The organism is Enterobacteriaceae endosymbiont of Donacia versicolorea (genome assembly GCF_012570965.1).
Lineage (GTDB): Bacteria > Pseudomonadota > Gammaproteobacteria > Enterobacterales > Enterobacteriaceae.
Genome location: NZ_CP046214.1, coordinates 276615 through 301849, shown reverse-complemented (window position 1 = coordinate 301849; position 25235 = coordinate 276615). Strand labels below are relative to the sequence as shown.

The 25235-nt window shown below is 18.5% G+C and carries 22 protein-coding genes, 5 tRNA genes and 1 pseudogene; 20 read left to right on the top strand and 8 right to left on the bottom strand.

Translation table 11 applies throughout. From position 1 onward, the window contains the following. The first annotated feature begins 10 nt into the window (after positions 1-10). Together GJT89_RS01495 and fldA are read left to right on the top strand one after the other, a co-directional pair. Positions 11-790, top strand: coding sequence for an alpha/beta fold hydrolase (locus tag GJT89_RS01495; protein ID WP_168894780.1), 780 nt, complete (start codon positions 11-13; stop codon positions 788-790). A 27-nt stretch (positions 791-817) separates the two neighbouring features. Beyond that, a complete protein-coding gene (fldA, locus tag GJT89_RS01490; RefSeq protein WP_168894779.1) occupies positions 818-1330 on the top strand; it encodes a flavodoxin FldA in 513 nt (170 codons plus the stop codon). A 48-nt stretch (positions 1331-1378) separates the two neighbouring features. Here the strand turns inward: fldA and glnS are convergent, their stop codons facing one another. Next, entirely contained in the window at positions 1379-3019 is a 1641-nt protein-coding gene (gene glnS, locus GJT89_RS01485) for a glutamine--tRNA ligase (protein WP_168894778.1), read from the bottom strand. Positions 3020-3124: 105 nt separating this feature from the next. Here glnS and GJT89_RS01480 point away from each other — a divergent pair. The 14 genes and pseudogenes from GJT89_RS01480 to GJT89_RS01415 all read left to right on the top strand — a co-directional run bounded on the left by GJT89_RS01480 (position 3125) and on the right by GJT89_RS01415 (position 17129). Then, positions 3125-3199, top strand: a tRNA-Met gene (locus GJT89_RS01480). A gap of 14 nt (positions 3200-3213) precedes the next feature. Then, positions 3214-3302 (top strand) — tRNA-Leu (locus tag GJT89_RS01475). 5 nt (positions 3303-3307) lie between these two features. After that, positions 3308-3379, top strand: a tRNA-Gln gene (locus tag GJT89_RS01470). A gap of 63 nt (positions 3380-3442) precedes the next feature. Further along, complete coding sequence (miaB, locus tag GJT89_RS01465) at positions 3443-4783, top strand: tRNA (N6-isopentenyl adenosine(37)-C2)-methylthiotransferase MiaB (protein ID WP_168894777.1); 1341 nt, start codon at positions 3443-3445, stop codon at positions 4781-4783. A gap of 15 nt (positions 4784-4798) precedes the next feature. Beyond that, a complete protein-coding gene (ybeY, locus tag GJT89_RS01460) occupies positions 4799-5257 on the top strand; it encodes an rRNA maturation RNase YbeY (protein WP_168894776.1) in 459 nt (152 codons plus the stop codon). Positions 5258-5363: 106 nt separating this feature from the next. Then, entirely contained in the window at positions 5364-7916 is a 2553-nt protein-coding gene (gene leuS / locus GJT89_RS01455; protein WP_168894775.1) for a leucine--tRNA ligase, read from the top strand. A gap of 36 nt (positions 7917-7952) precedes the next feature. Continuing rightward, positions 7953-8975: a DNA polymerase III subunit delta gene (gene holA, locus GJT89_RS01450; RefSeq protein ID WP_168894774.1), complete on the top strand. Its 1023-nt coding sequence runs from the start codon at positions 7953-7955 to the stop codon at positions 8973-8975. A gap of 33 nt (positions 8976-9008) precedes the next feature. Beyond that, entirely contained in the window at positions 9009-9203 is a 195-nt protein-coding gene (locus GJT89_RS01445) for a hypothetical protein (RefSeq protein WP_168894773.1), read from the top strand. Positions 9204-9217: 14 nt separating this feature from the next. After that, a pseudogene (gene mrdA / locus GJT89_RS01440) lies at positions 9218-10873 on the top strand (penicillin-binding protein 2); the annotation flags it as partial. Between the two features lie 25 nt (positions 10874-10898). Next, a complete protein-coding gene (gene rodA / locus GJT89_RS01435; RefSeq protein ID WP_168894772.1) occupies positions 10899-12014 on the top strand; it encodes a rod shape-determining protein RodA in 1116 nt (371 codons plus the stop codon). Positions 12015-12055: 41 nt separating this feature from the next. Further along, entirely contained in the window at positions 12056-13153 is a 1098-nt protein-coding gene (serC, locus tag GJT89_RS01430; protein WP_168894771.1) for a 3-phosphoserine/phosphohydroxythreonine transaminase, read from the top strand. Positions 13154-13195: 42 nt separating this feature from the next. Next, complete coding sequence (gene aroA / locus GJT89_RS01425; protein ID WP_168894770.1) at positions 13196-14494, top strand: 3-phosphoshikimate 1-carboxyvinyltransferase; 1299 nt, start codon at positions 13196-13198, stop codon at positions 14492-14494. A 229-nt stretch (positions 14495-14723) separates the two neighbouring features. Then, a complete protein-coding gene (gene rpsA / locus GJT89_RS01420) occupies positions 14724-16391 on the top strand; it encodes a 30S ribosomal protein S1 (RefSeq protein WP_168894769.1) in 1668 nt (555 codons plus the stop codon). A gap of 99 nt (positions 16392-16490) precedes the next feature. Then, entirely contained in the window at positions 16491-17129 is a 639-nt protein-coding gene (locus GJT89_RS01415) for an MBL fold metallo-hydrolase (RefSeq protein ID WP_168894768.1), read from the top strand. Positions 17130-17220: 91 nt separating this feature from the next. Here the strand turns inward: GJT89_RS01415 and GJT89_RS01410 are convergent, their stop codons facing one another. From GJT89_RS01410 to GJT89_RS01400, 3 genes are all read right to left on the bottom strand, one after another. Beyond that, the gene (locus GJT89_RS01410; RefSeq protein WP_168894767.1) at positions 17221-18393 is read right to left on the bottom strand and encodes a porin; all 1173 of its coding nucleotides are present in this window, start codon (positions 18391-18393) and stop codon (positions 17221-17223) included. Between the two features lie 83 nt (positions 18394-18476). After that, positions 18477-19880 (bottom strand): asparagine--tRNA ligase, encoded by a 1404-nt coding sequence (gene asnS, locus GJT89_RS01405; RefSeq protein WP_168894766.1) that lies wholly within the window; start codon positions 19878-19880, stop codon positions 18477-18479. A 75-nt stretch (positions 19881-19955) separates the two neighbouring features. Beyond that, positions 19956-20783 (bottom strand): TatD family hydrolase, encoded by an 828-nt coding sequence (locus GJT89_RS01400; RefSeq protein ID WP_168894765.1) that lies wholly within the window; start codon positions 20781-20783, stop codon positions 19956-19958. A 475-nt stretch (positions 20784-21258) separates the two neighbouring features. On the opposite strand from GJT89_RS01400, the gene GJT89_RS01395 reads away from it, so the two are divergent. Both GJT89_RS01395 and GJT89_RS01390 read left to right on the top strand, forming a co-directional pair. Beyond that, positions 21259-21332, top strand: a tRNA-Ile gene (locus tag GJT89_RS01395). A gap of 8 nt (positions 21333-21340) precedes the next feature. Further along, a tRNA-Ala gene (locus GJT89_RS01390) sits at positions 21341-21413 on the top strand. 30 nt (positions 21414-21443) lie between these two features. Here GJT89_RS01390 and GJT89_RS01385 read toward each other — a convergent pair. After that, positions 21444-21677 carry an oxidative damage protection protein gene (locus tag GJT89_RS01385; protein ID WP_168894764.1) on the bottom strand — a complete coding sequence of 78 codons (234 nt, stop codon included), beginning with the start codon at positions 21675-21677 and terminating at the stop codon, positions 21444-21446. Between the two features lie 71 nt (positions 21678-21748). Between GJT89_RS01385 and trmB the strand changes: the two genes are divergently transcribed. Next, positions 21749-22447, top strand: a complete 699-nt coding sequence (gene trmB, locus GJT89_RS01380; RefSeq protein WP_168894763.1) for a tRNA (guanosine(46)-N7)-methyltransferase TrmB — start codon at positions 21749-21751, stop codon at positions 22445-22447. On the opposite strand, the gene hemW is transcribed toward trmB, so the two are convergent. The 3 genes from hemW to ruvX all read right to left on the bottom strand — a co-directional run bounded on the left by hemW (position 22444) and on the right by ruvX (position 24667). Beyond that, entirely contained in the window at positions 22444-23592 is a 1149-nt protein-coding gene (gene hemW, locus GJT89_RS01375; RefSeq protein WP_168894762.1) for a radical SAM family heme chaperone HemW, read from the bottom strand. The two genes, trmB and hemW, sit on opposite strands and share 4 nt — an antisense overlap. Positions 23593-23601: 9 nt before the next feature. Next, positions 23602-24162: a hypothetical protein gene (locus GJT89_RS01370; RefSeq protein WP_168894761.1), complete on the bottom strand. Its 561-nt coding sequence runs from the start codon at positions 24160-24162 to the stop codon at positions 23602-23604. Between the two features lie 73 nt (positions 24163-24235). Further along, positions 24236-24667, bottom strand: coding sequence for a Holliday junction resolvase RuvX (gene ruvX / locus GJT89_RS01365; protein WP_168894760.1), 432 nt, complete (start codon positions 24665-24667; stop codon positions 24236-24238). A gap of 243 nt (positions 24668-24910) precedes the next feature. Between ruvX and rpsJ the strand changes: the two genes are divergently transcribed. Then, complete coding sequence (gene rpsJ / locus GJT89_RS01360) at positions 24911-25222, top strand: 30S ribosomal protein S10 (RefSeq protein ID WP_168868468.1); 312 nt, start codon at positions 24911-24913, stop codon at positions 25220-25222. Positions 25223-25235: the final 13 nt, after the last annotated feature.

Below are 25235 nucleotides of genomic sequence, written 5' to 3'. Positions count from 1 at the left end.
TTTATTTTATATGATTTTAAGTTATTTAATTATTCCATATAGTAACTTATTTATTAAAAGTAAATATACAGTTATTATACTTCATGGATTATTTGGTAATAAAAAAAGTTTATATGTAATGGGAAAATTTTTAAATAAATATTTAAAATATAAGATTATATTATTAGATATAAGAAATCATGGCCTATCAATTTCTCATAGAAGAAAAATGGATTATATTTTTTTGTCTCAAGATGTTTTAGATACTTTAGATTTTTTAAATATTAAAGATAATCTTATTATTATAGGACATTCTATGGGTGGTAAAATAGCAATGAAACTTACTCAATTGATACCTCATAAAATAAAATTTATTGTGATATTAGATATTGCTCCTATTAAATATAAATATTATGATAATAATATTTTTACTGTATTTGATATAATATATCAAAAAAATATTTTAACTAGAAAAAAAATTTTTCAAATAATGAAATCACATATTAAAAATATGTATATAATAAATATATTATTAAAATCATTTAAAAATGGAAAATGGAAATTTAACTTAAAAATTTTAAAAAAAGAATATAAAAAAATATTAGATTGGAATATAATTCCTCAATGGAATGGAAATATTTTTTTCTTAAAAGCTGAATTATCTAATTATATAAATTTTATATATTATAATGATATATTTCGTCAATTTCCTTTTGCTAAAATTTATAATATTCCTAATGTTGGTCATTTATTATATATTGAAAATGAAAAATTAATTTTTCATTTTATTTTAAAATTTTTTTATAGATAATATTCATTGGAGAAAAAATAATAAAAAATGTCAAAAATAGGTATTTTTTTTGGTAGTGATACAGGTAATACAGAAAATGTTGCATTGAAAATACAAAAACAATTGGGAAATCAAATTTCATCAGTATTCAATATTTCTCAAACAGAAAAAAAAGATATTGAAAAATATAATATTATATTATTTGGAATACCAACATGGTATTATGGAGAAGTTCAATGCGATTGGGATGATTTTTTACCTATCTTACAACAAATTAATTTTAAAAATAAAATTATAAGTTTATTTGGTTGTGGTGATCAAGAAGATTATGGAGATTATTTTTGTGATGCAATAAAAATTATTTATGATATAACAAAAAAAAATAAAGCACAAATTATAGGATATTGGCCTACTAAAGGTTATAACTTTTATAGTACTAAAAGTTTAAAAAATAAAAATTATTTTTTAGGATTAACTATAGATGAAGACAGACAACCAGAATTAACAAATTCACGTATTATAACATGGACTAAACAAATATCTAAAGAATTAAAAAAATAAAATTATAAAATCAATTATATTAATATAATTGATTTTATTTTTTTAAAATTAATTATTTTTTTTTAATGACACAATTCTATTAAAAATAATTTTATTTTTATATTTTTTATTTAAATAAAAATATCCTTCTCTTTCAAATTGAAAATGTTTATTTTTGTTTTCTTTTAGTAAATTTTTTTCTATGAAACCATTATATATTAATAATGATTTTTTATTTAAAATAGAAAAAATATCATCAGAATTATTAATATTTTTTTTTATAAATAAAATATCATATAAATAAAAATATGCTGAAAGTGAGTAAGAACAAGATATCCAATGTATAATTCCTTTGATTTCTTGTTTTTTTTTAATTTTTATTCCTAATGTATCTTTATAATAATTGCAATCAATATAAAGAATATTTCCATATTTATCTTTAATAATTTTATTTGCTTTAATTACAAAAGCATATCTTAATCGTACTTTTCCCCCTAAAATAAGTCTTTTATAATTTTTTTTTTTTTTTTCAGAAAAATCTAAAACATCTATATATATTTCTTTTGTAAAATAAATATTTTTATATCCCATATTTAAATTATTAGGATGATTAGGTATAGATAATTTTATTTTTTGTCCTGGAGGAAAATTACTAATAATTATTTTTAAAGGTCGTAAAATTGCCATAGTTCTAGGAACTATCTTATTTAATTTAAATTTTATACAATATTCTAAAAAAGATTTTTCAATAATATTATTTTGTTTTGTTACACCTATACGATAACAAAATTCTTTTAAAGAAGAAGGAGTATATCCTTTTTTTCTTAATCCAGAAATAGTTAATAAACGAGGATCACTCCAACTATTTACAATTTTTTTTTTGATTAATAAATTAATTTTTCTTTTTGAAGTAATATTATATTCTATTTGTAATTTAGAAAATTCATATTGTTTAGGATGAAATCCTATACTAATATTATTTAGTATCCAATCATATAATAATCTGTTATCTTGAAATTCTAATGTACATAAAGAGTGTGTAATACCTTCTATTGCATCTGAAATACAATGACTAAAATCATAAGTAGGATATATACACCATTTTTTATTAGTTTGGTGATGTTTTTTAAACTTGATTCTATATAATACAGGATCTCTCATTACAATTATTTTTGATTGCATATTAATTTTAGCACGTAAAGACATACTACCTTCATGAAAATAACCTAATCGCATTTTTTCAAATAACTCTAAATTTTCTTGTTTTGAACGATTTCTATACGGACTATTTTCCCCTGGTATTTTTAATGTACCCCTATAATTTTTAATATCATTAATATTTAATTGATCAACATAAGCTAAATTTTTATTTATTAATTCTATAGCATATTTATACATTAAATTAAAATAATTTGAAGAATACTTAATTTCTTCATCCCATTTAAATCCCAACCATTTTAAATCTTTGATAATAGATTTAATATATTGGATATTTTCTGTAGAAGGATTAGTATCATCAATTCTCAAAAAACATTTTCCTTTATAATGTTTAGCTATTAAAAAATTTAAATAAATAGATTTTATATGACCTATATGTAAGTATCCATTAGGTTCAGGAGGAAATCTTGTACAAATCATATCATATTTTTTTTTTTTTATATCATTATCTATAATTCGAAAAATAAAATTATTTTTATAATAATTATACATTTTATATTTATTCCTTTTATTAATTTTAATTTAAAATATTAATTTTTATAAATAAATTAGTTGACGTTATACTTAATTATTTACATAATATAATAATAATTGTTTAGCTACGTAGCTCAGTTTGGTTAGAGCACAGCACTCATAAAGCTGAGGTCATGGGTTCAACTCCCATCGTAGCTATAGAAATTATTTCTGCGGAAGTGGCGGAAATATTGGTAGACGCACCAGATTTAGGTTCTGGCTATTTTTTAGGATAATACGAGTTCGAGTCTCGTCTTCCGCAAAATATGGGGTATAGCCAAGTGGTTAAGGCACCGGTTTTTGATACCGGCATCCCTGGTTCAAATCCAGGTACCCCAGAATAATTTAACATTATTACTTTTATTCAGTTTTTTTTATAAAAATAATTTTTGTAATCTAATTATGCTAAATAATAAATTATATATCAAAACTTGGGGCTGTCAAATGAATGAATATGACTCTTCAAAGATTATTGATATTATGAAAAAAGAATTAAATTGTAAAATTACTAAATCAGTTCAAAATGCTAATATTTTAATATTAAATACATGTTCTATTAGAGAAAAAGCACAAGAAAAATTATTTCATCAATTAGGAAGATGGAAAAATTTAAAAAAAAATAATCCAGAAATTATAATTGGAGTTGGAGGTTGTGTCGCTTCACAAGAAGGAGAAAAAATATTAAAAAGAGCATATTATATAGATATTATTTTTGGTCCCCAAACTTTTCATAGATTACCTAAAATGATATATAAAGTTCGTAAGTTTAAAAAATATTTAATTGATATAAGTTTTCCAAAAATTGAAAAATTTAAATCTTTTCCTTTAACCAAAACAAAAAATGTAAGTTCTTTTGTTACAATTATGGAAGGTTGTAATAAATATTGTACATATTGTATAGTTCCTTATACTAGAGGAAAAGAAATAAGTAGACCTTATAAAGATATAATTTTAGAAATTAAAAATTTATCATTACAAGGAGTTAAAGAAATACATTTACTTGGACAAAATGTTAATTCCTATAATTATAGAAATATTATAAAACAAGATTATTGTAATTTTACTAAATTATTAAAAATGATATCTAAAATAAAAAATATTAAAAGAATTAGATTTACTACAAGTCATCCTCAAAATTTTTCTGATGATTTAATAAATATATACAAAAAAATTCCTCAACTAGTAAGTTTTTTACATTTACCAGTACAAAGTGGATCCGATCGAATTCTTTCTTTAATGAAAAGAAGATATAATGTTAATGAATATATTCAAATTATAAATAAACTTAAAAATATTAGACCTAATATTCAAATTAGCTCAGATTTTATTATCGGTTTTCCTAGTGAAACTAAAAAAGATTTTTATGATACTATCTCATTAATTTTAGATATTGATTTAGATATGAGTTTTAGTTTTATTTATTCTGCTAGACCTGGAACTCCAGCTAGTAAAATGAAAGATAATATAAGTATAAATGAAAAAAAAGAAAGATTACATTTATTACAATATTATTTAAAACAACAAACTAAAAAATTTAGTTTAAAAATGATAAATACAATACAAATTGTATTAGTAGAAGGTATATCTACTCAAAATAATCAATATTTTGGAAAAACAGAAAATAATAGAACTGTTTTTTTTACAAACGATTACAATTGTATTGGTGAATTTGTAAATGTAAAAATTATTGATTCTTATTTATACTCTTTATACGCAAAATTTATTTCTGTTTGTAAAAATTAATTTATTTAGGATTTTATGAGATCAAATATTATTTTAAATTATTATAATTATTGTAAAAATAATAATAATTTACCAACAAAAAATGAAATTTTTTATTGGTTAAATATAATTTTTACAAAAAAAAACATTAAAAAAGTTGAAATAACTATTTCTATAGTAAAAAAAAATATTATACAAAAACTTAATAAAAAATATTTAAAAATATCTAAACCAACTAATGTTTTATCTTTTTTATTAGAAAATAATTTTTTAAAAAAAACATTATTAGGAGATATTATTTTATGTAAAGAAATTATTGAATATGAATCTATTTTACAAAAAAAAACATTTAAATTACATTATACTCATATTATTATACATTCAGTTTTACATTTATTAAAATATAAGCATAAAAATTTTTATGAAGCAAATTTAATGGAATTAAAAGAAATTAATATACTTAAATTACTTGGACATAAAAATCCATATTTATAAAAAATTTTTAATAAAATTACAATATATAATAATAAATTATTTTTATAAAAAATATTTTATTATTTTTTAATAATTTTAAAAATAATAAATTCGGAAATTTTTTTATATGAAAAAAGAATATTTTCCTAAAGAAATAGAATCTTACGTTCAAAAACAATGGGATTTAAAAAATACTTTTAAAGTAACAGAAAATTATAATAAAAAAAAATTTTACTGTTTATCAATGTTACCATATCCATCTGGTAAATTACATATGGGTCATGTTCGTAATTATACTATAGGAGATGTTATTGCTAGATATCAACGTATGTTAGGTAAAAATGTTTTACATCCAATTGGATGGGATGCTTTTGGTTTACCTGCCGAAATAGCAGCTTATAATAATAATGTTTCTCCTAAAATTTGGACTAAAAATAATATTTTATACATGAAAAAACAACTAAAATTATTAGGATTTAGTTTTGATTGGAATAGAGAAATTACAACATGTGATCCTGAATATTATCGTTGGGAACAATGGTTTTTTTTAAAATTATATAAATTAGGATTAGCATATAAAAAAAAATCTTTAATAAATTGGTGTCCTACAGATAAAACAATATTAGCTAATGAACAAGTTGTAAATAATTCTTGTTGGAGATGTCATAGTTTTATTAAAAAAAAGTGGATTAAACAATGGTTTTTAAAAATTACTTCTTATTCTGAAGAATTATTAAATTATTTAAAAAAATTAGAAAATTGGCCTAATCAAGTTAAAAATATGCAAAAAAATTGGATAGGTAAAATAGAAGGAATAGAAATTTTTTTTAAAATATTTAATACTAATTTAAAACTTAATGTTTTTTTGGAATTAAAATATCAATGTATAAATATTAATTTTATAAAAATTTTATATAATCATCCTATATGTGAAAAATTAATTAAGAACAAAGAAATTAAAAAATTTATTCAAAAATGTAAATTTTCATTTTCTAATGAAAAAAAATTATCTTTACCTATTCAAATAAAATGTATAAATAGTTTATTATTTGCTGTAAATATTTTTACAAAAAAAAAAATACCAATAATAATAGTAAATTATTTATCTAAAATTCATGAAATTAATGCTACTATTGGCATTCCTCAATATAATAAAATAGATTTATTATTAGCAGAAAAATGTAATATTTTAATTATAAATAAAAATAAAATGTTAAATTCTGATAAAAATAATAAAGTTAATAATAAATTATTATTTAATGATTTAGTGAAAAAAAAAATTGCTTTTTATAAAAAATATTATCACTTAAAAGATTGGAGTATTTCAAGACAACGATTATGGGGAACTCCTATTCCTATTATTATAAAAAATGATGGTAATTTTATACCTTTTAAAAAAAAAGATTTACCTCTAATTTTTCCTAAAAAATTTTTTAATAAAAATATAGAAGAAAATTATAATGAAAAAATTAGAAAAAATTTAAAATGGTTTCAATATAATAAAGATGGAATAATTGGACAAATAGAAACTGATACTTTTGATACTTTTATTGAATCTTCATGGTATTACGCAAGATATACATGTCCTCATGACAGTAATAATATGTTAGATAAAAAAAAAGCAAAATATTGGTTGCCTATCGATCAATATATTGGTGGCATAGAACATGCAACAATGCATTTATTATATTTTCGTTTTTTTCATAAATTAATGAGAGATATAGGATTATTAGACACAGATGAACCAGTAAAAAAATTACTATGTCAAGGAATGGTTTTAGCTGATTCTTATTATTATATAGATAAAAATAATCAATACCATTGGGTTTCATCTAAAAATGTTATTTCTAAAAAAAATAATAATAATACAAATATTTTTGATAAAAAAGGAAGAAAATTAATTTATAATGGTATGATAAAAATGTCTAAATCTAAAAATAATGGTATTGATCCTCAAGATATTATTCGAAAATATGGGGCTGATACCTTACGTCTTTTTATTATGTTTGCTGCTCCTCCAACTATGTCCTTAGAATGGAAAGAATCAGGAATTAACGGAATGTTTAAATTTTTAAAAAAATTATGGAGATTTATTTATCAATATAAAAAATTAAATTATAATTATAAAAGAATTTATGAAAAATATTATATGTTTACTAAATATAATAAAAAACAATTAATAATAAAAAATTATATAAATAATACTATTATAAAAGCAACAAATAATTTTGAAAAATATCAAATTTTTAATACAACTATATCATCTATAATGTCTTTAGTTAATAAAATTATTAAATATAAAATATCTAATAAAATAGATTATTTAATTATTTATAATGGATTATTAATAGTATTAAAAATTTTGTATCCATTTACACCACATTTTTGTTTTGTATTATGGAAACATATAGAAAATAAGACTAATATAGATTATGAATCATGGCCTATAATTGAAAATATTGATACTAAATTATTTGATACTTTTAATATTGTAATTCAAATTAATGGTAAAAAAAAATATAATCTTGAAGTTCCATTAAAATATAAAAAAAAAGAAAATAATATTCAAAAATATATTTTATTACATAACAAAATATCTAAATTTTTGAAAGATATTACAGTCATAAAAACAATTTATATTCCATATAAAATATTTAATATAGTAACAAAAAAAATATAAATTTTTATTAATTTTAAAATTAATTTTCAATAAAAAATGAGTAAAATATTATTTAATACTTTCTATAAAAAAATTTATGATAAAAAATATTTTTGCTATATTATAGCTGGTGATGAATTATTTTTTATAAAAAAAAATATAAATTTATTATTATATAAATTTCTAAAATTAAAATTTGTTAAAAATAATGTTATTATTGTAGATAATAATTTTGATTGGAAATATGTTTTTTTTAAATTTTCTACAAATGATTTTTTTTGTAAAAAACAAATTATACATTTAATATTTTTAGATAAAAATATATTTATTAAATATATAAAAAATTTAATATTTTTAATAAATTTAACAAATAATAATAATATATTAATTATAGAAATTCATAATAATATAAATTTATATACAGAAAAAATAATAAAGAATATTATAAATAATAAATTTTCTATTTTTATAAAATGTAATAAGTTAAATAATATAAAATTAGTTAATTGGATTAATTATTGTTTTCAAAAATTTAATTTACCTATTAATAATAATATTTGTCATTTATTAAAAAATTATTTTTCTGATAATTTAATTTTACTAAATCAAGTTATAAAAAATATTTCTTTACAAAAAAAAAATAGTAATTATTCTTCTTTGTTAATTATATTAAATAATATTAGTAATTTTGTTCTTATAAAAGAAAGTAATTTAATTAATTCTCTTTTAAAAGGAGATATAGAAAATAGTATTAATATAATTAAATATATGAAATATACTCAACAAAATCCATTTTTAATATTATATCAATTACAAAAAAATATTTTTTTAATTTTAAAAATATATAGAAATTTAAAAAAATGTTCTTTAAATACAATTTTTAAACAAAATAAAATAATTTCTATAAAAAAAATTGGTTTTTTTAAAACATCATTAAAAAAATTAAATTATAAAAAATTATATTTAATAATTAAATTATTATTAGAAATTGAAATAAATATTAAAAGTTTTATAATAAATAATTATATAGAAAAATATTTTTGGATTGATTTAGAAAGATTAGCTTTATTATTTTCATAAAATATTTAAAATATTATAGGTTATAAATTACTAATGAATATTAATTATAATTTTTTAAAAAAAAAAGAAATAAAATCAAAAGTTTTTTTACAAAGAACAAAATTTTTAATAAAAATATTTTTCATATTAATGATTATTTTAATATATAATTTATATTACTTACAAATTAAATCTTATAAAAAATATAAATTACAGGCAGAATTAAATTATACTAATTTTTTTTTTTAGTTCCAAATAGAGGATTAATTTATGATAGAAATGGTATAGTTTTAGCTAAAAATTTAATTTTTTATCGTTTAAAAATAAAACCTAATAACACTAATATTTTTTTTCAAAAAATTATAAATTTACAAAAAATTTTGAAATTAAAAAATAGTAAATATAATATTATCAATATTATAAATAAAAAAATTAAAAATAATAACTATAAATCAATAATATTAAAATTTAATTTAAGTCAAGTACAAAAATCAAAATTTTTAGTAAATAAATATAAATTTCCTGAAATATCTTTAGTATCTTTTCAAAAACGTTTTTATCCTCATGGTAGGATATTTTCTCATGTAATAGGTTATGTTAAATTATATGATAATAAAAAAAGTATTTTTTTTAAAAATACAAATCTTATAAAAAAATATATTAAAAATCATCCAATAGGAGTTAATGGTATTGAAAAATATTATGAAAATTTATTATATGGTACTGTAGGTTATCAAAAAATTGCTACAAATAATCAAGGTGAATATAAATACAAAATTTGTAAAAAAAATGCATATACAGGAAGTGATATTTTTTTAACAATTGATTTTTTTTTACAAAAATATATTTATTCATTAATGACTAATATTAAAGGTGTTGTTATTGTTAGTAATCCAAAAAATGGTAATATTTTAGCGATGGTTTCAACACCTAGTTATGATCCTAATTTATTTATGAGTAATGTCAAAAATAATAATTTAAATATTTTATTAAAAAATCATAATCATCCATTAGTTAATAGAGCTATTCAAGGAATATATCCTCCTGCTTCTACTGTAAAACCATATTTATCTTTAATTGCTTTAAATTTTAATTTAATAAATGAAAATACAATTTTATTTGATCCTGGATGGTGGAAAATACCTAAAATTCATCAAATTTATAAAGATTGGAAAAAAAATGGTCATGGATATTTAAATATTATAAAAGCTATACAAGAATCATCTGATTCTTTTTTTTATCAATTATCCTATAATATAGGTATTAATAAAATTCATCAATGGATGACTAAATTTGGTTATGGTAAATTAACTAATATTGATTTATTTGATGAAAAATCAGGTAATATGCCAACAAAAAAATGGAAATTTAATAATATACAACTACCCTGGTATTTAGGAGATACCATTTTAGTTGGAATAGGACAAAGTTATTGGAATGCAACACCTATACAAATACATAATGCATTAACTATTTTAATAAATAATGGTATTAGTAAAACTCTACATATTTATCAAAAACGAAAATTAAATAATATGTTTTATTACTATTTACCACCTAAAGATAAAAAAGTAATAGATTTACCAATAAAATATTGGAATATAGTAAAATTAGGAATGTATAATGTAGCTAATAAAAAAAAAGGTACTATGTATAAATATTTTTCTTCAGCAAATTATCATATAGCTGCAAAGACAGGAACTGCTCAAGTTTTTAATTTAAAAAACATAAAAAAATATAATATTAAAAGCATCAAAAAAAAATTAAGAGATCATAAGCTTATAATAGCTTTTGCTCCTTTTGAAGACCCTAAAATAGCTATTACAATTATTATAGAAAATAGTAATATTTCAATAGGATATATAACAAGAAAAATTTTTGATTATATTTTTAAACATAAAGAAAAATTTTTAATTTAAATATAAATTTATTATATAATTAATTATGAAAAAAAAAATAAGTTATTTTATAAATTCTATTTTACATATAGATATTATCTTATTAACATTAATAATATTAATTTCAATGTTAAGTATGTTTATAACATGGAGTATATCAGAAACTTATAACTATAATTTAATAAAACATAAGTTAATACAATTTATAATAGGTTTTATAATTATGATAATAGCTTCACAAATTCCTCCTCATATTTATAAAAAATATTCTTTTATATTTTATTTATTCTCTATTATTTTATTAGTTATAGTAAATTTTTTTGGTTATACAACTAAAGGTGCAAAAAGATGGCTAAATATTAATTTTATTAAATTTCAACCTTCTGAAATATCTAAAATATCAGTTCCTTTAGTAGTCACATATATTTTAAATAAAAATAAATATCCTATTAATATAAAAGTATTTTTAAAAGTAATTATTTTAATTTTAATACCTTCAATATTAGTTGCTAAAGAACCTGATTTAGGTACTGCTATTTTAATTAGTTTTTCTGGTCTTATTATGTTATTTTTAGCAGGATTATCTTGGAAAATTATAATAAAAACTATAATTATATTTATAATATCTATTCCTTTTATATGGATGTTATTATTACATGATTATCAAAGAGAAAGAATGTTAATGTTATCAAAAAGTAATTATGATGTTTTAGGAAAAGGATATCATATTTTTCAATCTAAAATATCAATCGGTTCTGGAGGATTATTAGGTAAAGGTTTGAAAAATGCAACTCAAGCACAATTAAATTTTTTACCAGAAAAACATACTGATTTTATATTTTCTGTTTTAGCTGAAGAATTTGGTTTTATAGGAACATTATTATTTATAACATTATATATGTTCTTAATAATAAGAGGGATATATTTATCATTAAATTGTAAAAATATTTTTAATAAAATGATAATTGGAGGGATAATATTAGTATTATTTTTATGTGTATTTATTAATATAAGTATGGTTAGTGGTTTATTACCAATTGTTGGTATTCCTTTACCATTAGTTAGTTATGGAGGTACATCTTTTGTAGTTGTTATGACTAATTTTGGTATTATTATGTCTATGTATACATATGATTTCAATAGAATACATAAAAAAATATAAAATATATAATGTTTATATAATAAATTAATAGGATCATAAAAATGAAAAAAATATTTAATTTTAGTCCCGGTCCAGCTTCATTACCTTACGAAGTATTAAAAAAAGCACAAAATGAATTTACAAATTGGCATAATTTAAATATTTCTGTTATGGAAATTAGTCATCGTAATAATGAATTTATTAAATTAATGAAAGATATAAAAAATAATTTACGTGAATTAATGAATATACCATTTGAATATGAAATATTATTTTGCCAGGGAGGAGCTAGAACACAATTTTCAGCTATACCTATGAATTTACTTTATTATGATGAAACTGCTGATTATGCAAATATTGGTCATTGGTCTAATCAAGCTATAAAAGAAGCAAAAAAATATTGCAAACCTAATATAATTAATCCTGTAAGAAAAAAAAATGGAATTTATTATATAGAAAAAATAGAAAATTGGAATTTGAATGATAATACAAAATATATTCATTACTGTCCTAATGAAACAATAGAAGGAATTGCAATAAATGAAGAACCTAAATTAAAAAATAAAATTGTTGTAGCAGATTTATCATCTTCTATTCTTACAAAAGAAATAAATATAAAAAATTATGGAATGATTTATGCTAGTGTACAAAAAAATATTGGTCCTGCTGGATTAACCATTATTATTATAAAAAAAGATTTAATAATAAATGATATAAAAAAAAAACGTAAAGAGTTACCTTCAGTATTAGATTATCAAATTATTTTGAAATATAATTCAATGTTTAATACTCCTCCTACATTTTCTTTATATTTATCTGGATTAGTACTAAAATGGTTAAAAAAAAAAGGCGGAGTAAAATATATTGGTAAAATAAATAAAAAAAAAGCAGAATTATTATATTCTACTATAGATAGTAGTGATTTCTATATAAATAAAATATCTAATAATAATAGATCTATAACAAATATTGTTTTCCATTTAAAAAATCCTAAAAAAGAAAATTTGTTTTTAAAAAAAGCACAAGAAAATGGATTAATGTATTTAAAAGGACATAAAATGATAGGAGGAATTAGAGCCTCAATATATAATGCTATGCCTATAGAAGGAGTTAAAAAATTAATAAATTTTATGAATGATTTTGAAAAATCATATTTATAAATGTTATGATGATTTTAATTTCAATTTAAATAATAATATATTATGAAAAATATCTTAATTTTAAAATCTATAGAAAAAATCCAAGGTTCTATAACATTACCTGGATCAAAAAGTATTTCTAATAGAGTGTTATTATTATCTTCTTTAGCTCAAGGTAATACTAAATTAATAAATTTACTTAATAGTGATGATGTTAATTATATGTTAAAAGCATTAAAGTTGTTAGGTATTAAATTTGTACTATCAAATGGTAAAACAATATGTAAAATTACAGGAAATAATGGAATTATTAATCCACAAAAAAAATTAAAATTATATCTTGGTAATGCTGGTACAGTAATAAGACCTTTAACTGCTTTACTTTCATTAAATAAACAATGTGATATTATTTTAACTGGTGATACAAGAATGAAAGAAAGACCTATTAAACATCTTGTAGATACTTTAATATTCCATGGAGCTAATATAAAATATTTGGAAAATATAAATTTTCCTCCTATACATATAAAAGGAGGGTTAAAAAATTTAAAAAATATAGAAATAAAAGGTTCCATATCAAGTCAATTTTTAACTTCATTACTAATGATTAGTCCTTTAATAAAAAAGGATATTTTAATTACTGTAAATAGTAATTTAGTATCAAAACCATATATTGATATAACAATTAAATTAATGAAAATTTTTGGAGTTAATGTACAAAATAATAATTATAAATATTTTAAAATTTTAGGGAAACAAAATTATATTTCTCCTGGAGAATATATTATAGAAGGAGATGCATCTTCTGCTTCATATTTTTTATCTGCAGCAGCTATTAAAGGGGGAACAGTAAAAATAAAAAATATTACTAAAAATAGTATCCAAGGAGATATTCAATATTTAAATATTTTAAAAAAAATGGGTTCTATTATACATTATGGTAAAAACTATATTAGTTGTACTAAAAATATTTTAAAATCAATAAATATGGATATGAATCATATTCCAGATGTAGCTATGACAATTGCTGTTACTAGTTTATTTGCAAATGGTACTACAACTATTAAAAATATATATAATTGGCGTGTAAAAGAAACTGATCGTTTAAAAGCAATGTCTAATGAATTAAAAAAAACAGGAGCAAAAATTATAACAGGTAAAGATTATATTATAATTACTCCTCCTAAAAAAATAAAAAAAGTTATTGTTGAAACTTACAATGATCATCGTATTGCTATGTGTTTTTCATTATTAGCACTTTCAAACACTTCTGTAAGTATTATTAATCCTCAATGTATAAATAAAACATATCCAAACTTTTTTAAAGAACTAAAAAAAATTAGTTTTTACAAAAAAAAATAATAAAAAAAATAATTAAAATATCTATTAATGAAAATATTTAAAAAATTTATATAGTAGTTGCAGAAAAATACTATTAATGTTAATTTTAACATAAATTATATTATATATAATTAAATTAAATTATTTATTTTATCTCATCCTCATATAAGGATAGTGTGAGTTTTTTTCAAAATAATACTAAATATGATTTAAGTATATATTTTTTAACAAATATTTTAAAGTTACTAATATGAGTAAATGTTTTACTGAATTATTTCAAAAATCATTAAAAAATAAAATTATTAATTTAGGATCAATTATTACTGGTACTGTTATTTCTATTGAAAAAGATGTTGTTTTAGTAGATGCTGGATTAAAATCAGAATCTTGTATTCCTATTGTACAATTTAAAAATTCTCAAGGTAATCTGGAAATAAAAATAGGGGATAAAATTGATGTTGCTTTAGATTCAATAGAAGATGGATTTGGTGAAACTATTCTTTCTAGAGAAAAAGCGAAAAGACATGAAGCTTGGTTAGTTTTAGAAAAAGCTAATTTAAATAATAATAATACTAAAGGTATTATAAACGGAAAAGTAAAAGGTGGTTTTACTGTAGATCTTAATGGTATTAGAGCATTTTTACCAGGTTCTTTAGTAGATATTAGACCAATTAGAGATACTTCTCATCTAGAAGGTAAAGAATTAGATTTTAAAGTTATAAAATTAGATCGTAAACGGAATAATGTTGTTATATCTAGAAAAGCAGTAATAGAATCAGAAAATAGTGCTGAAAGAAATCATTTACTTAATACTATATATGAAGGAATGAAAATAAAAGGATTAGTTAAAAATCTTACTGATTATGGAGCTTTTGTAGATTTAGGAGGAGTAGATGGATTATTACATATTACAGATATGGCATGGAAAAGGGTAAAACATCCTAGCGAAATTGTAAGTATTGGTGAAGAAATTACAATAAAAATATTAAAATTTGATAAAGAAAAAACTCGTGTTTCATTAGGATTAAAACAACTAGGAGAAGATCCTTGGATTTCTATATCTAAACGTTATCCTGAAAATAGTAAATTAATAGGACGTGTAACTAATTTAACAGATTACGGTTGTTTTGTTGAAATTATAGAAGGAGTAGAGGGATTAGTACATGTATCAGAAATGGATTGGACAAATAAAAATATACATCCTACTAAAGTAGTATCTGTTAATGATAAAGTAGAAGTTATGGTATTAGATATTGATGAAGAAAGAAGAAGAATATCTTTAGGAATTAAACAGTGTACTTTAAATCCATGGTTAGAATTTTCAAAAAATTATAAAAAAGGAGATCGTGTAGAAGGAAAAATTAAATCAATAACAGATTTTGGTCTTTTTATTGGTTTAATTGGTGGTATAGATGGTTTGGTTCATTTATCTGATTTATCTTGGATAAAAAAAGGCGAAGATGAAGTTCATAAATATAAGAAAAAAGATAATATTACAACTATAGTTTTGCAAGTAGATCCAGAAAGAGAAAGAATTTCTTTAGGAATTAAACAATTAATAGAAGATCCATTAAATTATTATTTAAAAAAACAGAAAAAAAATAATAAAATTAAAGGTATTATTACTAATAAAGATATTAAGAATATAAAATTAAAATTAAATAATGGTATATTAGGTAATATTCAATTATCTGAATATAAAAATTATAAAATTGATAATATATTAAAAAATCTTAAAATAGGACAAAATATAGAAGGTAGTATCAATAATATTGATCGTAAAACTAGAATAGTTAATATTACTATAAATATGAAAGAATTAGAAAATAAAATCATTAAAAAAAAAGATAATAACAAAAAAAATAATAATTTTTCTAATGTAATGACAGAAGCTTTTAAAGCAGCAAAATGTGAATAATAATTATTATTTTTTTTAAAAAAATTTAAGTTAAATAATTTTAAAAAATTTTAAAAATATTTTTTAATATATATTAAAAATATATATAAAGTAATAAATATGAAATATTTATCAATACCTGTTACAAATTTCAAACAAAATTGTTATTTAATATGGTGTAAAAAAACATTAAAAGCAGCTATTATTGATCCGGGTGGTGAATATCAAAAAATTATAAAAATTATAAGTATATATAAACTAGATGTAATAAAAATATTAATAACCCATTGCCATTTAGACCATATTGGTGCTGCTTCTATATTAGCTGATTTTTATCAAATACCTATTTTAGGACCACATAAAAAAGATATTTTTTGGTTAAAAAATATAGAATTACAAAATAAAATTTTTAAACTTCCAAAATGTATATTTAAAAATAATATATGGTTAAAAAACAATGAAATTATAAGTATAGGAAAAAATATTCTAAAAATATATCATTGCCCTGGACATACTCCAGGTCATATTATATTTTTTAATAAATTAAATAATATTTTAATATCAGGAGATATTATTTTTAATAATAGTATAGGAAGAACAGATTTACCAAAAAGTAATTTAAATATTTTAATTAATTCTATTAGAAATAATATAATTCCGTTAGGAATGAATAATATTATTTTACCTGGACATGGTAAACAAACAACAATTTATAAAGAAATTACTAAAAATTATATTTTATATAAAAATTTTAACTAACTATTTAAAATTTATTTTTTATAAAATTTTTAAATTAAAAATAGTTAGTTAAAGTTAAAAATATTTTATTTTTATTTACTAATTTTAGTTATTAAAAATTATAAGTTATACCTATACCTAAAATATTTCCATTAAATATTCTATTATTTTTAATATAATCATTATTATTACTTAGTAAACTAATACGATAACCAATATAAGCAGAAAAATTTTTATTAAATTTATACATTGTATTTATCAAAATATATTTTGATAAATCTATATTACCACCTAAATAATGATATCCAGCTGGTATATCATATCCTTGTGATTGTGTATATGATATAGTAGTTTTTAAATTATCATCAAATTTATACTGTCCAATAATTTCTAAATTTGTAATTTTATGAGCAAACAAATGTCCATTATCATTACTATTAAAATTTGTATATTTTAATCCATTATATGAACTACTAAGAACAGCTGCTAAATAAATATTATTTTTTTGATACTTAGCTCCAATTGAATAAGTATTAATATTTTTATTATCAAAAATTTTTTTAGTATTAGAAAAAATTTTTTTATCTTTATCAATTGTTTTTAAAACATTAAAATATGCACCTGAAATACTTACTCCTGTATTACCTATTTTATAATTAATAGAAGTACCCCATCCTTGTTTTGAATTTTCTAAAGAATTTTCTAAAGAATTTTCATTATCATCATAATTTTGATCAGAATTTTTGTATTGTAAAGCAATATTTAACCCTTTAATTAATCCAAAAAAATTTTTATTTCTATATGTTAAAAGATTATTAGTTCTTCCAAACATAAAATAATCATTTTTATCATACATAAAATTTTTTTCAAAAAAAGAATTTTTTTTCATGTAAGAAGTTACATCATATAATATTCCATAATTTCTTCCATAATCTATTGAACTATTACCATGATTAAATTTTACACCTATAAATCCTAAACGTATTGATGGATAAATATCTTTATTTATTTCAACTTGATGTATTGGTAGACTATATTCTATTTGTGCATAACTATATATATCATTATATATATTAGTTACTCCCTTAAGACCTAAAATTATATTTGATTCAGTATCTCTATACTGCTGAGGTATTTTAATATTATTTTTAGAAACAGTATTTTTAATTTCTAAAATTCCATATAAATCTATTTTTTGTCCATTATTATCATAAATTTCACTAGCGTTAACAAAATTTATTGATAATAGAAAAAGTATTAAAATTTTAAATATATTAAATTTCATATTTTTTATCCTGATTAATAAAATTATTATTCATTGATATTAATATTAAAAATTTATTATTTTTTTATATTTATAAAAAATTTTTAAAATTTAGCATTATATGGAGTTCTTGGAAATGGTATAACATCTTTAATATTATATAAACCAGTAATATAAGATATTAATCTTTCAAAACCTAAACCAAATCCAGAATGTGGAACTGTACCATATTTTCTTAAATCACGATACCACCAATAATCACTTTGATTAAGTTTAAATTCTTTTAATCTTTTATCAAATATTTCTATTCTATTTTCTCTTTGAGAACCTCCAATAACTTCTCCAATATCTGGTAATAATAAATCCATAGAAGCAACAGTTTTTTTATCACTATTAAGATACATATAAAAAGCTTTAATTTTTTTAGGATAATTATATATTATTACTGGATTATTAAAATAAGTATTTGTTAAATATTTTTCATGTTCTATAAAAAGATCTTCCCCCCATTTTATGGAATGGGAAAATTTTTTTTTACTATTTTTTAAAATTTCTATGACTTTATTATATTTAATTATAATAAATTTATTTAATAAAATTTTATTAATTTTATTAAATAAATTATTTTCTGTTTTTTTAGATAAAAAAGAAATTTCATTTTCATGAAAACATAAAATATATTTACAAATGCTTTTTAACATTTTTTCTGCAAAATTTATAAGATTTTTTAAATTTGCAAATGCAATTTCTATTTCTAACATCCAAAATTCAGCTAGATGACGTTTAGTATTAGAATTTTCTGCTCTAAAAGTAGGTCCGAATGTATAAACTTTAGACATAGAACAAGCATATGTTTCTAAATTTAATTGTCCTGAAACAGTTAAAAATGATTCTTTACCAAAAAAATCTTTTTTAAAAAAATTTTTTTTATTTTTTTCGTATTTTAAATTTAAAAAATCTAAAGTCGATACTTTAAACATTTTTCCTGAACCTTCAGTATCTAAAGTAGTAATTAATGGAGTATTTATTAAAAAAAATTTTTTTTTATTTAAAAAATTATGTATATATAATGCTATATTATGTCTTATTCTGGTAATACTACTAATGATTGTAGTTCTAGGACGTAAATGACATACTTCTCTTAAATATTTTAAACTATGTTTTTTAGGTGAAATAGGATACTTTCCAGGATTATCTACCCATCCTGTAATTTTTATCTTTGAAGCATGTATTTCATATTTCTGTATTTTTTTAGGTGAAATTTTTAATTTTCCTATAACTTTTAAAGAACATCCACTAGTAATAAATAAAATTTCATTTTTATAATTATTTAATTTATAACTAGCAATAATTTGAATGTCTTCTAAACAAGAACCATCATATAAATTAATAAAAGTAATACCTATTTTAGAATGTCTTCTATTACGTACCCAACCTCCTATAGATATTTCACTATCAATGTTTTTTTTATTTGTTATTAATTGCGATATATTAGAGATTAAACACATAATTTTACTCTTTATTTAAATTTTTAAATTTTATTTTACATTTATAATGTTAAATTAACATATTTATTAGATTTTTTATTTTAAATTATTGAAATTATAATTACAATTATTTTTATTTAATTTTAATATTTTAAATGCATTTATTTCTGTTTGTTCATCTAATTCGGTAAAAATTTCATTTCTTAATAATGATATTTTTTTTAATAAATTAGGTAATAATGAAGGTTCATTACGACCTTTTAATTTTTTATATATTTTATTATATGTTTTTTTAAATAATAAAAAAGGAGAATCAGTTTCAATTAGTAATTTATTTTTTGGAATTAAATTAATATCATTTTTAAAACCTTTTCTGTATTTTAAATTAAAAAATAATTCTGATATTCCTATTGACATATTCATATCTAAACATTTTTTTAATTCATATTCATTTCCTGAAAAACAATGTATTATTATTCCCGGTATTTTATAATACCAAAATTTTAGTGTTTTAAAAAAAAATTTAAAAGCATTACGACAATGTAAATATATTGGTATTTGAAAAGAATAAGATAATTCAAGTTGAGCATTAAAAGCAAATAATTGTTCTTTTATAGATGAATAATTTCTATAAAAATCTAAACCACATTCTCCTATTGCAACTACCTTATCATTTTTTATTAATTTTATAATTTTATTAATATAATTATTATTCCATAAATTAGCATAATGAGGATGTAATCCTACTGTAGACCAACAATAATTTTTATATTTTTTGCTTATTTTATAAGCATCATAACTATTTTCTAAATTAGATCCTATTATTAATAAACCGTTAACACCATTATTAATTGCTCTATTAATTATATTATTTTTATCATTTTTAAATTGTTTATTTGTTAAATTAACACTAATATCAAACATATAATATTTTTACATTTTTTTATAAAAATTATTTTAATTTATCTTTAATCATATCATTAATATTATTAATTTATTAAAATTATTTTTAATTTTATTAAATTATTTAATGAATAAAGTTTAAAATTTATAATTATAAATTTTAATTTATTAAAAATAAATATTTAAATATAATTTAATAATTTAATTTTATTAAAATTTTAATAATTTTTTATAAATAAATTTTTTAATTATATTAAATTATATTTTTTAAAATTATTTAAATTATATCTTTTATAAAAAAGATTTATTATTAAAAAATAATAACTTATATAAAACTAAATTTTTTTAAAAAAGATTTTAATATATTAAATTTTTCTAAAAAATTTTACCATTATTAATTTTTTAGAAAAATAATTATTATTAATAATATAAAAACATTTAAGTTGACTTTTAATATTAATTATGGATAATTACATATTATGTTTTATTATATAATAGGCTTGTAGCTCAGTTGGTTAGAGCACACCCCTGATAAGGGTGAGGTCAGTGGTTCAAGTCCACTCAAGCCTAAAAAAATAGGGGCTATAGCTCAGATGGTAGAGCATCTGCTTTGCACGCAGAGGGTCAGCGGTTCGATTCCGCTTAGCTCCATAAATATTTTATAATTTTTTATTGATTTTTTTATTTACAAAAAAGAAATTTAATCATTTTGTTTTCTAAAAAAATAATATTTTTCTCTTTTATCATATTTAATTTTTTTTCATTAATTATTTTAGTTTGATGAATTATCCATTCAGACCATGCTTTTTTAGATATATGATAAAAAATAATATTACCTATATTACCTGGATATACTTTATGATTTAATTGTTCTAATCTTTTTTGAAAATAAATACAAAAAATTTTTTTTGACATAATATAGAATCCTTAGTAATTTATTTAATTAATTATATATTTTATATATAAAATAATATTTATACAAAACTATGAATAATAATATTAAAAGTTATTGTTGTCGATATAGAAAATTAACAAAATTTAACAATATATTTTTTTCTAAGTATTTTAATTTTTTTAGTATTAAAAATCAAAAAAAAGTTATAAATTTTCAACATTATTTTAATAATAAATTTCCAATTATATTTGATATTGGTTTTGGTATAGATAATAATATTTGTAATTTTGCCATTAATAATTTGCAATATAATTTTATTGCAGTAGAAATATATTTACCAGGAATTATTAATTGTCTTAAAAATATTGTGAAAAATAATATTAAAAATTTAAAATTAATTTATTGTGATGTTTTTTTTGTATTTAAATATATGATTCCTAATTATTCAATAAAATTAATTCAATTATATTTTCCTGATCCATGGCCAAAATTAAAACATAAAAAAAGAAGATTATTAAAAATAATTTTTATTCAAAATTTATTTTATAAATTAAAAAATAAAGGATTATTATATATAATTACTGATTGTTATGATTATTATATCGATATTATTTCTTGTATAAAAAATCTTAAACATAAAAATAAATTTATTATTATTAAATCTAATGAATATAAAAATATATATAAAAATTTTAATATATTATCTTTAAGTACAAAATTTTTAGATAAAGCAAAAATACAGAATAAAAAAATATTTTACATAGAATATCAAAAAATATCTTTTTTCTAAAGAAAAATTTCTAACAAATCATTCAAATATAGATGTCCTTTATTTGTTACAAACCAAAAATCATTATTTTCTTGTAAATATCCTAATTTTAATGCTTTTTGAATACAAAATATAATATTTGTATTTATATTTATTAATTTTTTTAATTCTGTTTTTTTTATCTTTTTATATAAACGAAAACGATTTAAAAAAAATTCAAAAACTATATCTTTTGATAAAATTTTTTTTTTATATGATATAAAATGTCCATTTATATATTGTTTAATATTTTTATTTTTAATAATTCTAATAATTTGGTTATTGAAAATATTTACTTTACTATGAGCTGAACAACCAATACCTAAATAATTTCCAAAATACCAATAATTAAGATTATGTTTACATATATAATTTTTATTTTTAACAAAAGAAGAAATTTCATATTGAAAATATTGATTTTTTTTTAAAATTTTAATACCTTTTATAAATATTTTCCATAATAAATTATCATTTAAAAGATTCTTAGGTATATATTTTTCAAAAATTGTATTTTTTTCAATTGTTAATTGATACCATGAAATATGATTAGGATTAAAAGAAATAGCTTGATATAAATCATTACAAGCATTTTTTAATGATTGACCGGGTATCCCATAAATTATATCTAAATTAAAATTTGATATTTTATTTTTAACTAAAATATTAATTGCATTTATAGCATCTTTAGATGTATGTATTCTTCCTAAAATTTTTAAATTATTATCATCAAAACTCTGAATTCCTAATGAAAAACGATTAATTCCACTTTTTATATAATTTATAATTTTTGTCTCAGAAATAGAAGATGGATTTATCTCAATGGTAATTTCTACAAATTTTGATATATAAACTTTTTTTCTTATTTCACTTAATAAAAAAAAAATTAATTTTGTATCTATTAAACTTGGAGTACCTCCACCTAAAAAAATACTTGTAATATAAATATTATTTTTAATAAAAATTAAATCATGTTCTAAATCAAGTAAAAGACTATCTATGTATTTTTTATATATTATTTTTTTATTTTTAATAAAAATAGAAGAATAAAAATCACAATAAGGACATTTTTTTAAACACCAAGGAATATGAATATATAAACTATATAAATGTTGATTTAATTTAAGCATATATAATAATTATATTAAAAACCACAATTGAGGAAAAAAATTTGTTAATAAATTATTAATTAAATATAAAATTAAATTAATTATTAACAAAAATAAATTTATATTATAAATATTTGGAGAAATTTTTTTTACAAAATATAAAATTTGATTAACTAATTCATCTATAATATAATTAATATTATTAAATTTTATATTAATAAAATAAGTAAATAAATATATATTTATTATCCAAAAAAATAAATATCCAAAAGATTTTAATAAAATTAAAATACTTATAAATATATAAAAAATTAAATTATGATGAAATAAATTTCCATTTTGTAGTAATATTATTACTGGATATTTAATAAATATTAAAAATATTAATGTTAATAAAGGTAGAAATTCATTTTTTTTTATGTTAGGAACTATTTTTTTTATATATATTAAAAATATTTCTTTTAGTAAAAAAATAAATTTTGTAAAAGAATTACAATTATTCTTTATAGTAAAAAAAATCCATAATCTTAATAAAAAAATTAATATTATTATTTCCATTAAATTTTTACATAAAAATATTGTTGTTATCATAGATTCCTAAATTACATTAAAAATACTTTATACAAAAAATTTTTATATTAAATATCTAATTTAATATAAAAATTTATTTATTTTTTTCAAACCAACTTTGTAAAATAATTGATGCAGATAAAGAATTAATATTGTTTTTTTTTAATATTTTCCATCCTCCATACTTAAATAAAAGATATTTAGCTTCAACAGTACTTAATCTTTCATCATGTAATTCTACATTTATATTAAATTTTTTTTCTATATAATAAGCAAATTTTTTAGTTAATATAGTAATATATTGTTGACTACCATCCATTTGTAGTGGTAATCCTACTATAATTTTTTTTGGATTCCATTCATCTATTAAGTTATATAATATTTCCCAATTAATAACTCCAGATTTTTTATTTTTAATAAATTTTAGTGTATGTGCTATTCCTATAATACTTTGTCCAACAGCAACTCCTATATTTTTAATACCGTAATCAAAAGCTAATAATGTTATATTATAATTTTGTTCCATACCAAATATGTTTTTATTTAAAATAATTTTAATTAAATTATTATTTTATTATAAATAATATTAATAATTATTATATAATTTTTTTTTAATTTTATAAATGAAAATATATTGCTTTATTAATACTTTATAAGTCATAATAATATAATTAGTATTATTTTTTAATATAACCAAATAGGTGCTCTCAATATTATTATAAATTTATAGAGGGTTATTTTAATTTTAAAAATGGGAGGCTCTGGTCTAATGCAGAACCAAAGAATCCGTATTCGTCTTAAAGCTTTTGATCATCGTTTAATTGATCAATCAACAGCGGAAATCGTTGAAACTGCTAAACGTACTGGTGCTCAAGTTCGTGGTCCTATACCTTTGCCTACTCGCAAAGAAAAATTTACAATATTAATTTCTCCGCATGTAAACAAAGATGCAAGAGATCAATACGAAATTCGTACTCATAAACGTTTAGTTGATATTATAGAACCCACAGAAAAAACTGTAGATGCATTGATGCGCTTAGATTTAGCAGCTGGAGTTGATGTCCAAATTAGTTTAGGTTAATAAAATCTATTAC

Excerpts from the sequence above, each read along its gene's own strand:
- GJT89_RS01495 (WP_168894780.1), top strand. The coding sequence starts at position 11 with ATGATTTTAAGTTATTTAATTATTCCATATAGTAACTTATTTATTAAA.
- fldA (WP_168894779.1), top strand. The coding sequence starts at position 818 with ATGTCAAAAATAGGTATTTTTTTTGGTAGTGATACAGGTAATACAGAA.
- glnS (WP_168894778.1), bottom strand. The coding sequence starts at position 3,019 with ATGTATAATTATTATAAAAATAATTTTATTTTTCGAATTATAGATAAT.
- miaB (WP_168894777.1), top strand. The coding sequence starts at position 3,443 with ATGCTAAATAATAAATTATATATCAAAACTTGGGGCTGTCAAATGAAT.
- ybeY (WP_168894776.1), top strand. The coding sequence starts at position 4,799 with ATGAGATCAAATATTATTTTAAATTATTATAATTATTGTAAAAATAAT.
- leuS (WP_168894775.1), top strand. The coding sequence starts at position 5,364 with ATGAAAAAAGAATATTTTCCTAAAGAAATAGAATCTTACGTTCAAAAA.
- holA (WP_168894774.1), top strand. The coding sequence starts at position 7,953 with ATGAGTAAAATATTATTTAATACTTTCTATAAAAAAATTTATGATAAA.
- GJT89_RS01445 (WP_168894773.1), top strand. The coding sequence starts at position 9,009 with ATGAATATTAATTATAATTTTTTAAAAAAAAAAGAAATAAAATCAAAA.
- rodA (WP_168894772.1), top strand. The coding sequence starts at position 10,899 with ATGAAAAAAAAAATAAGTTATTTTATAAATTCTATTTTACATATAGAT.
- serC (WP_168894771.1), top strand. The coding sequence starts at position 12,056 with ATGAAAAAAATATTTAATTTTAGTCCCGGTCCAGCTTCATTACCTTAC.
- aroA (WP_168894770.1), top strand. The coding sequence starts at position 13,196 with ATGAAAAATATCTTAATTTTAAAATCTATAGAAAAAATCCAAGGTTCT.
- rpsA (WP_168894769.1), top strand. The coding sequence starts at position 14,724 with ATGAGTAAATGTTTTACTGAATTATTTCAAAAATCATTAAAAAATAAA.
- GJT89_RS01415 (WP_168894768.1), top strand. The coding sequence starts at position 16,491 with ATGAAATATTTATCAATACCTGTTACAAATTTCAAACAAAATTGTTAT.
- GJT89_RS01410 (WP_168894767.1), bottom strand. The coding sequence starts at position 18,393 with ATGAAATTTAATATATTTAAAATTTTAATACTTTTTCTATTATCAATA.
- asnS (WP_168894766.1), bottom strand. The coding sequence starts at position 19,880 with ATGTGTTTAATCTCTAATATATCGCAATTAATAACAAATAAAAAAAAC.
- GJT89_RS01400 (WP_168894765.1), bottom strand. The coding sequence starts at position 20,783 with ATGTTTGATATTAGTGTTAATTTAACAAATAAACAATTTAAAAATGAT.
- GJT89_RS01385 (WP_168894764.1), bottom strand. The coding sequence starts at position 21,677 with ATGTCAAAAAAAATTTTTTGTATTTATTTTCAAAAAAGATTAGAACAA.
- trmB (WP_168894763.1), top strand. The coding sequence starts at position 21,749 with ATGAATAATAATATTAAAAGTTATTGTTGTCGATATAGAAAATTAACA.
- hemW (WP_168894762.1), bottom strand. The coding sequence starts at position 23,592 with ATGCTTAAATTAAATCAACATTTATATAGTTTATATATTCATATTCCT.
- GJT89_RS01370 (WP_168894761.1), bottom strand. The coding sequence starts at position 24,162 with ATGATAACAACAATATTTTTATGTAAAAATTTAATGGAAATAATAATA.
- ruvX (WP_168894760.1), bottom strand. The coding sequence starts at position 24,667 with ATGGAACAAAATTATAATATAACATTATTAGCTTTTGATTACGGTATT.
- rpsJ (WP_168868468.1), top strand. The coding sequence starts at position 24,911 with ATGCAGAACCAAAGAATCCGTATTCGTCTTAAAGCTTTTGATCATCGT.